The sequence below is a fragment of the Frigoribacterium sp. CFBP 8751 genome (assembly GCF_014841545.1).
In the GTDB taxonomy this organism is placed as follows: Bacteria; Actinomycetota; Actinomycetes; order Actinomycetales; family Microbacteriaceae; genus Frigoribacterium.
Genome location: NZ_JACYUB010000001.1, coordinates 235,427 through 248,491, shown reverse-complemented (window position 1 = coordinate 248,491; position 13,065 = coordinate 235,427). Strand labels below are relative to the sequence as shown.

Genomic DNA, 13,065 nt, shown 5'->3' with positions numbered 1-13,065 from the left:
CGCCGGCCCGCCGCGATCAGAGCCGCAGGTCGGCCAGCGCGGGGTCGAGACGGCCGTACCGATGCGCCGTCAGCGAGACCGACTGCTCTCGCACGAACGCCAGCAGTTCGATCCGCCCCTCTTCGGTCACCTCGCCCGAGTAGATCGTCACGTCGGGACTGCCCCGGAGCACCCGGGCGAGCGCGGCGGGGTCTCCGCCGATCATCCGGATGCGCAGGCCGCGGTAGGCGGCAACCGCCTCGGGTGACGGGGCCGGCCTCGAGTCGTCCACCCGACCCCCGTCGACGGAGGCCCGCTCGCCCCCGGCGGCCTCGGCCAGCAGGTCGAGCACGTCCGGACCGGCCGCCTCGGCCGTGGCGCCCTGCAGGGCCCCCGCGGCGGCCCGCGCGACGAACGCCTCGTCGCTCTCGACGACGACGTCGCGCACGCGCACCGGGGACGAGGAGGCGCGCCACAGGTGCACGAGCCCCGCCGGCAACGGCACGGCCGAGCTGACGGCCAGGGTCGACCCCGCCCTCGCACCGGCGGCGACGAGCCGGACGAGCGCCGCCGGGTCGGCGCCGGAGGAGAGTCGCACCGTGACCGGGTGCGGTCGGTAGCGCAGCACGTTGCGCTCGACCACGAGGCCGGTGACGTCACGGGCCAGCCCGAACTCGGACTGCCAGGCACGCTGGTCGCTCTCGACGGCCGTGCGCAGCGAGTCGAACTGCTCGAACGACAGGGTCGGTCGGGCCGCGTCGACCAGGCGGGTGACTCCCTCGGAGACGTCGTGCAGGCGCAGCGAGGGGCGCGGGTCGTGGGGACGGTGCCGCCAGGCCCCCTGGCCGATCAGGGCGTTCGGGCCGCCGGGCTTGAGGCCCCGACCGATCGCCCGTCGGCCCCACCCGCCGGTGGGCCTGCGGCGCACCCGCGCGCCCGTCGTCGGACCACCGACGACGAGGTCGCCCGCCCGCACGGTGTGCAGCCAGTCGTCGATCTCGTCGACGTCGAGGGAGTGCAGGCCCGCCACGTCGCCACCGTTCTCGGCGTTCTGCACCGCGACCGCCTCGGCGAGCGTCTCGACGGCGACGAGACCGACGACGGGCACCCCGTGAGCGCTCGAGGCGAAGGCCCCTCGAGGGTCGACGCCGTCGCGCACGCCCGGCGAGCAGAGGGCCCCGGTCCCGTCGAGCGGACGCGGCTCGAGCAACCACGACTCGCCGGGCCCGAGCACGGTCAGCACGCCGAGCTCGGACCCGGTCGGGGCGGAGGCGAGCGGCCCCATCACGGTGGCGACGTCGTCGGCCGGACCGACGACGACCGCCTCGAAGGCCTCGCGCAGCAGGCGGCGGAACGTCTCGCCGTGACCGACGGAACCGACGGCGAGCACGAGGTCGAGCGCACCGTGGCCGCGGCCGGCGTGGTCGACGACGCTCGCGACGACGTCCGCGGCGGCGAGTTCGAGGTCGGCCGAGGGGGTGACGACGATCGAGGTGACCCCCCTCGTCCGCACGGCGAGGTCGAGGTCGGGGCGTACGTCGCGGAGGCCGACGGCCGTCTCGACCGGCACGTGGGCGACGACCCGGTCGACCACGGGGTGGGTCAGCAGGGCCCGTTCGTGGTCGGGACCGTCGGCGACGACCAGGGCGAGGAGCGAGTCGGGGACGCCGACCGCCCAGAGCGCCTCGGCGACGACGGCGACCGCCCGCCGCCGGCTGGGGGGCAGGTGGACGACGACCGCGCTGCCGGCACCGAACGCCGCGAGCACTCCCTCGACCGTGCTGGCGACGGGCGTGACGAGGTCGGGCACGACGACCGTGAGCCGCGGGGGCCGGTGCTCGGCCGTGTCGACGGTCGCGAGGTCGCGGGTCAGGATCGCCAGCCGGTGGGCCGAGTCGACGGCCGCACCGACCTCGTGGTCGGCCTCGGACAGGGTCGAGCCGGACTCGCTGACGCACACCTCGACGAGGCGCGAGCGCCGCAGCGCGAGCTCGCGGCCCGCGAGGTCGAGGAGTTCGGCACGGGTCTCGGGGTCTTGGCCGCCCCAGGCCGCCCCGGCCGCGGAGGCGCGGGTCACGACGGCCTCGAGGGCTGCGTGGTCGAGGGCTGCGTCGTCGAGGGCTGCGTCGTCCGGGGACGCGAGCCCGAGGGAGGGGGCCGCGTCGGCGGTCTCGACGCCGGCGACCGACCGACGAGCGCGCCCGAGCACGCCCCGGGCCCACCGGCGGTTGCCGTCGAGCGAGGGATCGGTGTCGGCCTCGGCCGCGAAGTCGACGATGTGGTCGGGGCCCTCGTCGAGCGGTCCGGACCGGTCCCGCCGCCGCCGCGGCACGGAGGGCAGCTCGGAGACGGCCGCGACGGCCCGGTCGTGCCGACGAGCCTCGCGGGCGAACGCGGCCTCGTGGTCGACGTCGAGGGTGCTCGAGAGGAATCCCTCGGGGTCGGCGAGCGCGTCCAGCCGGCCCACCAGGTGTCGCACGGCGGAGTCGAACTCGCCGGAGACGATCACCGGCGCCTGGAGGACGAGCGAACCGAGCTCGGAGCGGACGACCTCGGCGAGACCGGCCGCGGACCCCAGCCACATCTCGACGTCGAGCAGGTGCTCGGTGCCGTGGCGACGGGCGACCGTGACGGCGTGGGCCAGGTCGAAGACGTCGTGCCCGGCGAGTCCGACCCGGGCGACCGCGGCGTTCTCGGGCCTCAGGGCGAACTCGACCAGCCGGAGGTGGCTGGCGTCGGTCTCGTGCTTGGCCTCGAAGGTGACGACGGGCCAGTCGTGCAGGCGGGCGTCGACGATCTCGTCACGGCGCGAGCCGCCCTTGACCAGCCGGACCGAGATCGGGGCGCCGCCCCGGTCGACACGGTCCCGGGCCCAGTCGGTGAGCAGCCGCAACGAGTCGAGTGCCTCGGGGACGTACGACTGGACGACGATGCCCGCCGTGACGGACTCGAGCCCGGGACGGTCGAGCAGTCGGGTGAAGACGTCGATCGTGAGGTCGACGTCGGCGTGCCGGTCGACGCCGAGGGTGAGGAGGGTGCCCGTCGAGGCCGCGAGCTCGAGCAGGGGCCCGAGCGTCGACTCGGCCAGGTCGCTCGTCTCGTCGAAGGCCCACGGCGAGGTCGGTCCGACGAGCTCGCGGACGGTCGTCGTGACGCGTTCGACGTCGGGCCGCTCGATCAGGGCCCGGACCGCGGCGACGCGCCGCTGGGCCTGGGTCGGCCCCGACACCACGGGCCCCCAGGCGGTCAGGTCGAGCCGCACGCCGTCGTTCCGCAGGCCGGCGAGGGCCTGCGTGAGCTTCTCGGGTGGCGCGTCGACGAGCAGGTGCCCGACCATGTGGCGCAGCGCCCGCCGTGCGACCGGCATGATCGGCTTGGGGGCGAGCGGGCCGAAACCGCCGCCGAACGAGATCGCCGCCCGTAGGTGCCAGGGCAGCAGCGCCGGAGTGCGGCGGCTGAGCGAGTCGAGCGCGGACGCGGCCGCCCGGTCGTCTTCGGGGCGGACGACGCGGTCGGCGAAGTCGCGGGCGAAGTCGAGCCCGCGGGGGTCGCGCAGCACCTCGGTCAGACGGGCGGCCGGGCCCTGCACCGGGACGGCACGCGCGGCGTCCCACCAGCGACGGGCCGTCTCGACGGTCTGCTGCGTGACATCGTCGGCGTGCACATCGGACATGGGTCGAGGATATGCCGCACCACCGTCCCTACACTGGGCGAATGGCCGACGAACTCACCGACGAGGAGTGGGTCGTCTGGGACTCGTTCTACGCCATGAGACGACGGCTCGACCGTGCCCTCGAAGTCCGCCTCCAGAGCGACTCGGGCGTCTCCGCCCCCGAGTACGAGATCCTCGTCGGCCTCGGTCGCAGCAGCGACCGGCGCTCGCGCGTGCGCGACATCGCCGAGCAGATCGGCTGGGAGAAGAGCCGGGTCAGCCACCAGGTCACCCGCATGGAGCGCCGCGGGCTGGTGCGTCGCACCGAGTGCGCGTCCGACGCGCGCGGCACCTGGGTCGAGCTGACCCCGGACGGCCGTCGGGCCATGCTCGCCGCGACCCGAGGCCACACGGCCGCCATCAAGAGGTACTTCGCGGACGTGCTCGGGGCGGACGCCGAGGTCGTCCAGGCGTTCTCGGGCCGTGTGCTCGAGGCGATCGGCACGGACGCGTCGCCCGACCCGCAGGGCTGACCCGCGCCTCCTCGGCGTCCCGACGCGGACGCGTGACCGTCTCGGCCGACGACCGCGTCAGTGGGAGCGGTGGTCCTGGATGGTCATGCGCGGGCCGAACCTCGGCTTCGAGAACCCGCTGCCCGTGATCAGCCGCATGACGCGTTCGCGGTGGCCGCGCCAGGGCTCGAGCAGCTCGAGCATGCCGTCGTCGTCGACGGGACGACCGATGAGCGCCCACCCGACCACGGCGGGCAGGTGGTAGTCGCCCACGCTGGGACTGTCGGGGTCGCCGTGGGCCCGCTGGGTCGTCTCGGCGGCGGTCCAGACGCCCACGCCCGGGATCGACCGGAGGCGCGTCGCGACCTCGTCGCCACCCCGACCGACGGCGAGCGTGCGCTCGAGTGCGGGTGCCACCGCGCAGACCCTCATGACGGTCGCCGACCGCTGGGGACCGACACCGGCCCGGTGCCACTCCCAGCTCGGGATGCGACGCCAGCCCTGGGCGTCCGGCGGGACGACGAGCCCCTCGGGCGCCGGACCGGGCGCCGGCGTGCCGTGACGACGAACGAGTTCGCGCCAGGCACGCCAGGCCTCGACGCTCGTGACCTTCTGCTCGAGGACGGCGGGGACGAGCATCTGCAGCACCTGGTTGGTGCGGGTCAGCCGCAACCCCGGCAGCCGTCGGCGGGCGTCGGCGAGGAACGGGTTGGCCGAGACGTCGAGGCCCGACCAGTCGTCGCCGCGGCCGAGCAGCTCGGGCACGTTCTCGATGGCCCACTCGGCGCCCGGCCCCCAGGCGCTCGCGCCGACCGCCGAGGAGGCGCGGGTCGGGGTGACGCACAGGGTCGCCTCGCCGAGGGGCGTGCGCACGCCCCGCCACACGCTGCCCCCCACGACCCGGAACGTGGGATCGCCCGAACCCCGGCCGAGGGGCCTCAACACGGCCCGGACGTCGAGGGGACCGTCGGGGTGGTAGACGGTGTCGACCCGGGACGCAGCGGGGGCCGGCACGGAGTTGTCCATGCCGCGATCGTAACCCCGGCCGCCGACACCGACGGGGTCTTCCGAATGTTCAACGTCTGTGCAATATTTAAGGCATTCATGCCCCATGCCAGGTCGAGGAGGACACCCGCGCGCGATGACGAGCACCACGAGACTCACCACCCACCGGATCGTGGTGGCACCACCGCGGCCCGGCTCCGCCACCCGCCCGCGGCACCACCGGGGTGACGCCCACGACCCCCTGGCCGTGGCGACCGTCCCTCGTGCCCGTCGCGCGACGGCTCGTCGCCTGAAGCGACTCGTCGACGCCGTGGGATCGGCCCTGGCCCTGCTGTCCCTCGCCCCGCTCTTCGCGCTGCTGGCCCTCGCGATCGTGCTCGACAGCCCCGGCCCCGCGCTCTTCCGTCAAGAGCGGTGCGGTCTCGGTGGCCGCCCCTTCACGCTGCTGAAGTTCCGGTCGATGCACGCCGAAGCAACGACCGAGCACCCGATGCCGGGGGCGAACGACGCGGACGGGCCGCTCTTCAAGCTGCGGGCCGACCCGAGGGTGACCCGCGTCGGGCGCCTCCTGCGGCGGCACTCGCTCGACGAGCTGCCCCAGCTCGTCAACGTGCTGCGGGGCGAGATGAGCCTGGTGGGGCCCCGCCCCGCCCTGCCCCGCGAGGTCGACCAGTACTGCGGCCACGCGAGGGCCCGCCTGCTCGTCCTGCCCGGGCTCACCGGCCCCTGGCAGGTCGGCGGCCGTTCCGATCTCGACTGGGACGCCGGCCTGCGACTCGACCTCGCCTACGTCCACGCGTGGACGCCGTCGACCGACGCCCGCGTCCTCGTCCGGACGATCGGGGCCGTCCTGCGGCCGACCGGCGCCTACTGAGGCTCCACCGCCTCGATGTCGATCGAGGCGAGCAACCCGCGCACGGCCTCGGCGCGGCGACGGCCGTCCGGGCCCCCTGCGACACCGGCCGCTCGCTCGAAGGCCTGCCACGCCCCGGGGCGGAGACGGCCCCGGCGGGCGACCACGGCGTGCGCGAGTCGCGGCTCGAGTCGGTCGACCTCGTGGGCGAGGGCGCCGACCTGCGGCACGAGGGCGACCCGTCGGGCCTGCCGCATCAACCACGAGAACGCCGCGAGGGTGATCGGCTCGCTCCCGTCCGGCAGCGCCACGTCCCGCGGGGCCACGGCCACGGACACGGAGCGATCGAGCGGGCGGACCGCCGACGCCGACGGGTCCCCCCGGAGGGCCGACCAGGCGAGCAGTCCCGAACACAGGTGCCGCGCCTCCTCGAACGAGGCCCGGTCGGGTCGGGCCACACGGGTGTAGCGATTGGCGGCCAGCTCGACGACGCCCACGTCGCTGAGCCGCTCGAGTGCCGCTCGGATGGGCGTGCGCGACACCCCCAACCAGGCGATCAGCTCGTCGTCGACGAGACGCTCGCCCGGGCCCAGGGTGCCGTCGAGGACGACCTTCAGCAGCGCGTCGTGGACGTCGTCGCTCAGGAGGCGCGGTGCCCGGAACGACGCGGCCGTCACCTCGGTCGCCCCCACGACGCCCGGCTCACGACCGGGTCCGACGACCCCCCGTGCCCCCGGGGCCGACGCCGGGAACGAGGCCACGGCGGCCGCCGCGGCGAGGCGCGCGGCCTCGACGACACCCGGGGCGTCGCCCCGCTCGACCGCCGCGGCGGCGAGGTCGAGGGCGCGGGCGAGCCCGGTCGGCAGCCCGGTCGGCAGCGCCCGCAGGTGGTGACGCAACGGCAGGCCGACGAGGCGCAGCCGTTCGGCCGCCAGCCCGCCGGGAAGCCCCCGGTCGAGGGCGTCGGCCATCGGCCCGACCAGCTCGGCGAGACGGCCGGCAGCCCCGGCCCCTTCGGCACCCGCGCCGCTCGACGCCACCGCCCGCAGCTCGGCCGCGAGTCGGGCCCGATCGGGGTCGTCCGACGCCGCGACGAGCCCGTCGGCCTCGGCGGCGACCATCGCGCAGGCCGTGGCGAACAGGTCGGCCGCCTCGGCGGCGCAGGGCACGACGACGCGGGTCGCCCGCTTGGAGGTGGTCTCGACGAGTCGCAGGTCGCCGAGCTTCGCCAAGGCGACCCGGATGGGCGTGCGCGAGACGCCGAGCCACCGTTCGAGGTCGACGTCGCGCAGGCGCTCCCCCGGTGACAACGTGCCGTCGAACACGGCGGCGAGCAGATGGTCGAAGACCGCGTCCTTGTGCAGCCGGCGCGGGATGACGGGTCGTGCGGTGGCGGGGACGGGCATGGTGACCTCTCGGTGGCGCGTGGCATGTCTCATCCCATGATGAGGCATGCATGCCTCGTGTCGCCAGCACCCAGGGCGGTGAGGTGCAACTACAGTGAGCCGGTGGCCACACCCAAGATCGTCCTGTTCTACCTGTTCACCCCGTTGGCCGATCCCGACGCGGTGCGGCTCTGGCAGCGCGAACTGGCGGAGGCCCACGGGCTCACCGGGCGGGTGATCGTGTCACGCCACGGCATCAACGGCACCCTCGGCGGCGACCTGCCCGAGGTGAAACGCTGGCTGCGCCGCACCCACGAGTACGCACCCTTCCGCCCGCTCGAGGTGAAGTGGAGCGAGGGCACGGGGGACGACTTCCCGCGGTTGTCCGTCAAGGTGCGCGACGAGCTCGTCACGTTCGGCGCCCCCGACGAGCTCGAGGTCGACGAGCACGGCGTGGTGGGCACCGGCGAGCGCCTGTCGCCCGACGAACTGCACGAGCTGGTCGCCCGGGAACAGGTCACGTTCTTCGACGGACGCAACGAGTTCGAGTCCCGCATCGGGCGGTTCCGCGGGGCCGTCGTGCCCGACGTCGACACCACCGGCGACTTCGTCGCCGAGCTCGACAGCGGACGCTACGACCATCTGAAGGACGAGCCCGTCGTCACCTACTGCACGGGCGGGGTGCGCTGCGAGGTGCTCTCGTCGCTGATGACGGCCCGCGGCTTCTCACGGGTCTACCAACTCGACGGTGGCGTCGCGCGGTACGGCGAGCGCTTCGGCGACGACGGCCTCTGGGACGGCTCGCTCTACGTCTTCGACGGTCGCGGCTCGGTCGAGTTCAGCGACCACGCGGCCGTGATCGGTCGCTGCGAGGTCTGCGGCACCGCGACCAGTCGCATGCAGAACTGCGTCGACGTGCAGTGCCGAGTGCAACTCGTCGCCTGCGACGGGTGCGGGGCACGAGGCGACGTGACCTGCGACCGGCACCGCGCCTCCTCGGTCCTCACCGCCGACGGGGCCCCGGCGCGGTGACGACCGACGGACCCCCGGTGCTGTGACCTCGGTCGGGGCTCCGGCGTAGGGTCCCCGGCATGACTGAGACCAACGACACCAAGAAGATCGGCGAGGTCCTCGACGCGGGCCGCATCGGCATCCTCACCACGCAGAGCAGCCACGGCCACCTCGTGAGCCGCCCCCTCGCGCTCGTCGACCGCGACTTCGACGGCAAGGTGTACTTCTTCACGCGCGACCCCTCCCCCAAGGTCGACGACGTCAAGGCGCACCCGCAGGTGAACGTCGCCGTCGAGACCGGCAAGGGCTACCTGTCGCTCGCGGGCAAGGCGTCGATCGTGAAGGACTCCGCGCTCATCGACGAGCTGTGGACGACCGGCGCCGAGGCCTGGTTCGACAAGGGCCGTGAGGACCCGACCGTCGCCCTGCTCGAGGTGGACGTCGACACGGCCGAGTACTGGGTCAGCAACGAGCCGAAGGCCGTCACCCTCTTCAAGTACGCCAAGGCGGCCGTGACCGGCGGACACCCGAAGAACGTCGCCGACACCGGCACGGTCTCGCTCTAGCCGAGGAGGCGCGGCGCGGGTCGTGCGGGACGGCTCGCGCCCCCGCCGTCCCGCGTCCGGTGTCGGTCCCCGCACGGTGTCGGCCCGCGGACGGTGCCGGGCGGGGCGCATGCCGCGCGGTGGCCGGCCGGATCAGCCGCAGCTGACGGTCTGGCCGTCGCCGTTCACGTAGTCGCCCGGACCGAGCTGGGCGCAGGCCGTGGCGAGTTGCGAGTAGTAGTCGAGTAGGGCGATGCCGTACGCGAGGCTCAGGACGATGACGATCGAGGCGATCACCATGCCGGTCAGGGCGAGGGTGGCCGGTCGGCCGGCGGCCCGGGCGCGTCGAGCGGCCACGATGCCGAAGACCAGGCCGAGGGGCGCGAAGAAGACGCCGAAGACGATCGACGCGATCGCGAGACCACGGCCCTCGTCGTCGGTACGGGGCGGCGCTGACGACCAGTCGTCGTCGGCGGGGAAGAAGTACGAGCCGAGGCCCGCGTTCTCGGGCCGGGCGTCGGGCGCGGAGACGGTGTCGGGCGTGGGCCCGGGCGGCGGCGCCCAGACCTGACGACCGTCGGAGTCCCACGTCGGCGCGGCGGCCTGCCCGCCGACGGGCTGCCCGCCGACGGGCTGCGTCGAGGTGGGCTGCGGGAAGAACGGCTGCTGCTGTCGCGTGGCGGGCATCGACGGTGCGCCGGAGGGGTCGAGCGGCCAGCCGCGATCGGCCACGCCCGCCTCGGGGTGCACCGGGCGAGGCGGACCGAACGGGAACTCGCCCCGGTCGGGCTCGGTCGGCGTCGGCCGGGCGAAGCGTGCCCACGGCGACGGCGGACGCCCCGGCTGCTCGTTGCTCATGCAGGCGAGGGTAGTACGGCCGCCTGCGCGACCGGGCAGGGCGGCGACCGGCCCCGTGGACAGGTGCCGCGCCTCCTCGTGGTCCATGATGGGTCTCGACCTCGGCCCGTCGATCGGGCCCTTCGATGCGATGGAGCCCCTCGATGCGAATCGGAATCCTCACCAGCGGTGGCGACTGCCCCGGTCTCAACGCGGTCATCCGCGGTGCCGTGCTCAAGGGCACGCAGATCCACGGACAAGAGTTCGTCGGCTTCCGCGACGGCTGGCGCGGCGTCGTCGACGGCGACGTGATGCCCCTCACCCGCAAAGAGATCCAGGGCATCGCCAAGCAGGGCGGCACGATCCTCGGGACGAGTCGCACGAACCCGTTCGAGGGCAATGGCGGCGTCGACCGCATCGCCGAGAACATGGAGCGCTTCGGCATCGACGCCATGATCGCCATCGGCGGCGAGGGCACGCTGGCCGCGGCCAAGCGGCTGACGGACGCCGGCCTCAAGATCGTCGGCGTGCCCAAGACCGTGGACAACGACCTCGGGGCGACCGACTACACCTTCGGCTTCGACACCGCGGTCCAGATCGCCACGGACGCCATGGACCGCCTGCGCACCACCGGCGACTCGCACAGCCGCTGCATGGTCGCCGAGGTCATGGGCCGACACGTGGGCTGGATCGCCCTGCACTCGGGCATGGCCGCCGGTGCCCACGCGATCCTCATCCCCGAGCAGGCGACGAGCATGGACCAGATCGTCGAGTGGGTGCAGTCGGCCTACGACCGGGGGCGCGCACCGTTGGTGGTCGTCGCCGAGGGGTTCGTGCCCGACCACGAGAGCGACGTGCACTCCGAGCGCGGCCTGGACGCCTTCGGCCGACCGCGCCTCGGCGGCATCGGCGAGCGCCTCGCCCCCGTCATCGAGGAGCGCACGGGCATCGAGACCCGCGCCACGACGCTGGGGCACATCCAACGCGGCGGCACGCCCACGTCGTACGACCGCGTGCTCGCCACACGGCTCGGCATGGCGGCGAGCGACGCGGTGGTCGAGGGACGCTGGGGTCGCATGGTCGCCCTGCGAGGCACCGAGATCGTCCACGTCTCGTTCGAGGAGGCGCTCGACAGCCTCAAGGTCGTCCCGCAGAACCGCTACGACGAGGCCGCGATCCTCTTCGGCTGACGGGAGCGGGGGGCGGGGGTCGGGCAGGTCGTGGGCGGGGTCCCGTGGAGCCGTCGTCGCCTCGTCCCCAGGGCCGGCCATCTCGTCGTCACCCCGGGGTCCGTCGCGCAGGCGATGTGCGCCCGGCCGGACTCTGACAGGCTCGACACATGATCACGTTCATCGTGGTGGGGGCGATCGGACTCCTGCTCCTGCTCGTCAGCATCGTCGTGGGCGACCTGCTCGACGTCTTCGACGTCGGCGACGGGCTCGTCTCGGGCGTCGCCCTGGGCGCGGCCTTGGCCATCTTCGGGCTCGCCGGGGTCGTCACGTCACAGACCGACCTCGCGTCGGGGTGGACGTACGCCGTCGCCGTCGGCATGGCGCTCGTCGCCCTCGTGTTGATCCAGCTCGTCGTCCGCCGCGTGACGCGCCGCGAGAGCGGGGGCCACTGGTCGCCCGTCGGGTTCGTCGGCGTCACGACCGAGGCCACCGGTCCGGCCGGCGGCGAGGTGCGGCTCGACGACGTCCGCGAGCTCGAGCGGCGGCTCGCGACCAGCGACGCGCGCATCGAGCGCGGCGTCCGCGTCCGCGTCGTGGCCGAGAACGGCCCGCGCGTGCAGGTCGAGGCGCTCGACGCCGACGACGCCTCCGCGTCGCGTGATCCCCAGACCAACTGAAAGGAAGCCCCGTGGACTTCATCTCCTCCAACGTCAGCGTCGTCGCCATCGTCGTCGCCGTCGTCATCGTGCTCGCCCTGCTGTCGTTCGTCGCCAGCCGCGTCCGCCGCGTCCCGCCGAACGAGGCGCTCATCGTGGTCGGCCGTGGCGCCGAACGATCCGAGGGCGGGGGCATCTCGAGCCCGCAGAAGGTCATCATCGGTGGCCGCACCTTCGTCTGGCCCATCTTCCAAGAGGGCTTCAAGCTGTCGCTCGAGCAGTACCAGACCCCGGTCGAGGTGCAGGCGATCGACGCCAACTACATCCGCACCGCGGTCAAGGCGACGGTCAACTTCAAGGTGACCGGCACCGAAGACGGGGTGCGCCGCGCCGCCCAGCGATACCTGCTGCAGCAGCAGCAGCTCCCCGTCATCGTGCAGCAGTCGCTCGAGGGGTCGATCCGCGGTCTCATCGGCGGCCAGCCGGTCGACGACCTGGTCAAGAACTTCTCGCGCCTGGCGGCCGACGCCGTGAACGAGACGAAGGGCGAGCTCGCCGAGCTGGGCCTCCAGATCGAGACGATGAACATCCGCGAGATCGAGACGCCGGGCAGCACCTACCTGGCCGACCGTGGTCGCGCCGAGGCGGCCGTCGCGAAGCAGAACGCCGACGTCGCCGAGGCAGAGGCCGAGCGCATCGCCGCCCTGGCCCGCATCGGCAACACCCAGCAGACGGCCGAGCGCCAGCTGCAGCTCGACGTGCGCCAGGCCCAGATCAAGGCCGAGACCGACCGGGCACAGGCCGAGGCCTCCGCCGCGGGTGAGCTCGCCCGGGCCATGCAAGACAAGCTGGTCGCCGAGCAAGAGAGCATCGCCGTCGCCGAGCAGGCCAAGGTCAACCAGGAGCGACTCAACATCGAGGTCCGTCAGCCCGCCGAGGCCGCGGCCTACGCGTCGGTGCAGAACGCCGAGGCCGAGCGCGACGCGGCCAACGCCGCCGTCGAGGCCGAGGCGTTCCGCCGCACCCAGCTCGCCGACGCCGCCCGCAACGCGGCCGAGAACGAGGCCGCGGCGGTCGAGGCCGCCGGTCGGGCCGAAGCCGCGGCGATCAAGGCCAAGGGTCTCGCCGAGGCCGAGGCGGTCGACGCCCTGGCCGAGGCGCAGGGCAAGTTCGGCCAGGCGGCGCTCGCGTCGCAGGTCATCTCGCGTCTGCCCGAGATCGCTCGCGAGATGGCGGCCCCGATGGGCAACATCGACGCTCTGACGGTGGTCTCCACCGACGGCGCCAACGAGCTGACCAAGTCCGTCGCCAACAACATGACGCAGCTGCAGGACGTCGTGAAGGCCACGACGGGGCTCGACCTCGTCAGCGCGCTGGGTGGCTTCCTCGGGGGTAAGGCCGGGACGTCCGGCCCCGTCGACCGCCCCTGACCTCCCCTGGCCTCGCCTGATCGCGCCC

At 73.9% G+C, this 13,065-nt stretch carries 11 protein-coding genes; 7 read left to right on the top strand and 4 right to left on the bottom strand.

Annotated features, from left to right (window positions below):
• Positions 1-16: 16 nt before the first annotated feature.
• Positions 17-3,652: a proline dehydrogenase family protein gene (locus IFT88_RS01270; protein WP_192118445.1), complete on the bottom strand. Its 3,636-nt coding sequence runs from the start codon at positions 3,650-3,652 to the stop codon at positions 17-19.
• Between the two features lie 41 nt (positions 3,653-3,693).
• On the opposite strand from IFT88_RS01270, the gene IFT88_RS01265 reads away from it, so the two are divergent.
• Positions 3,694-4,164: a MarR family winged helix-turn-helix transcriptional regulator gene (locus IFT88_RS01265; protein ID WP_043593230.1), complete on the top strand. Its 471-nt coding sequence runs from the start codon at positions 3,694-3,696 to the stop codon at positions 4,162-4,164.
• Positions 4,165-4,221: 57 nt separating this feature from the next.
• On the opposite strand, the gene IFT88_RS01260 is transcribed toward IFT88_RS01265, so the two are convergent.
• Positions 4,222-5,169 (bottom strand): DNA-3-methyladenine glycosylase family protein, encoded by a 948-nt coding sequence (locus IFT88_RS01260; protein WP_192118443.1) that lies wholly within the window; start codon positions 5,167-5,169, stop codon positions 4,222-4,224.
• Between the two features lie 115 nt (positions 5,170-5,284).
• Here IFT88_RS01260 and IFT88_RS01255 point away from each other — a divergent pair, with 115 nt between their 5' ends.
• Positions 5,285-6,022 (top strand): sugar transferase, encoded by a 738-nt coding sequence (locus IFT88_RS01255; protein WP_249408729.1) that lies wholly within the window; start codon positions 5,285-5,287, stop codon positions 6,020-6,022.
• Here the strand turns inward: IFT88_RS01255 and IFT88_RS01250 are convergent.
• On the bottom strand, positions 6,016-7,407 hold the full coding sequence (locus tag IFT88_RS01250; protein WP_249408728.1) for a GntR family transcriptional regulator: 1,392 nt from the start codon (positions 7,405-7,407) through the stop codon (positions 6,016-6,018). The two genes, IFT88_RS01255 and IFT88_RS01250, sit on opposite strands and share 7 nt — an antisense overlap.
• 102 nt (positions 7,408-7,509) lie before the next feature.
• Here IFT88_RS01250 and trhO point away from each other — a divergent pair, with 102 nt between their 5' ends.
• Together trhO and IFT88_RS01235 are read left to right on the top strand one after the other, a co-directional pair.
• A complete protein-coding gene (gene trhO, locus IFT88_RS01240) occupies positions 7,510-8,418 on the top strand; it encodes an oxygen-dependent tRNA uridine(34) hydroxylase TrhO (RefSeq protein WP_043596540.1) in 909 nt (302 codons plus the stop codon).
• Positions 8,419-8,477: 59 nt separating this feature from the next.
• Positions 8,478-8,963 (top strand): pyridoxamine 5'-phosphate oxidase family protein, encoded by a 486-nt coding sequence (locus tag IFT88_RS01235; protein WP_043596539.1) that lies wholly within the window; start codon positions 8,478-8,480, stop codon positions 8,961-8,963.
• Positions 8,964-9,095: 132 nt separating this feature from the next.
• Here the strand turns inward: IFT88_RS01235 and IFT88_RS01230 are convergent, their stop codons facing one another.
• Positions 9,096-9,800, bottom strand: coding sequence for a hypothetical protein (locus IFT88_RS01230; protein WP_192118439.1), 705 nt, complete (start codon positions 9,798-9,800; stop codon positions 9,096-9,098).
• Positions 9,801-9,943: 143 nt separating this feature from the next.
• On the opposite strand from IFT88_RS01230, the gene IFT88_RS01225 reads away from it, so the two are divergent.
• The 3 genes from IFT88_RS01225 (at position 9,944) to IFT88_RS01215 (ending at position 13,037) form a co-directional block, all read left to right on the top strand.
• Positions 9,944-10,969, top strand: coding sequence for a 6-phosphofructokinase (locus tag IFT88_RS01225; RefSeq protein WP_192118437.1), 1,026 nt, complete (start codon positions 9,944-9,946; stop codon positions 10,967-10,969).
• 149 nt (positions 10,970-11,118) lie between these two features.
• A complete protein-coding gene (locus IFT88_RS01220) occupies positions 11,119-11,628 on the top strand; it encodes an NfeD family protein (protein WP_043596535.1) in 510 nt (169 codons plus the stop codon).
• An 11-nt stretch (positions 11,629-11,639) separates the two neighbouring features.
• The gene (locus IFT88_RS01215; protein WP_192118435.1) at positions 11,640-13,037 is read left to right on the top strand and encodes an SPFH domain-containing protein; all 1,398 of its coding nucleotides are present in this window, start codon (positions 11,640-11,642) and stop codon (positions 13,035-13,037) included.
• The last annotated feature ends 28 nt before the right edge of the window (positions 13,038-13,065 follow it).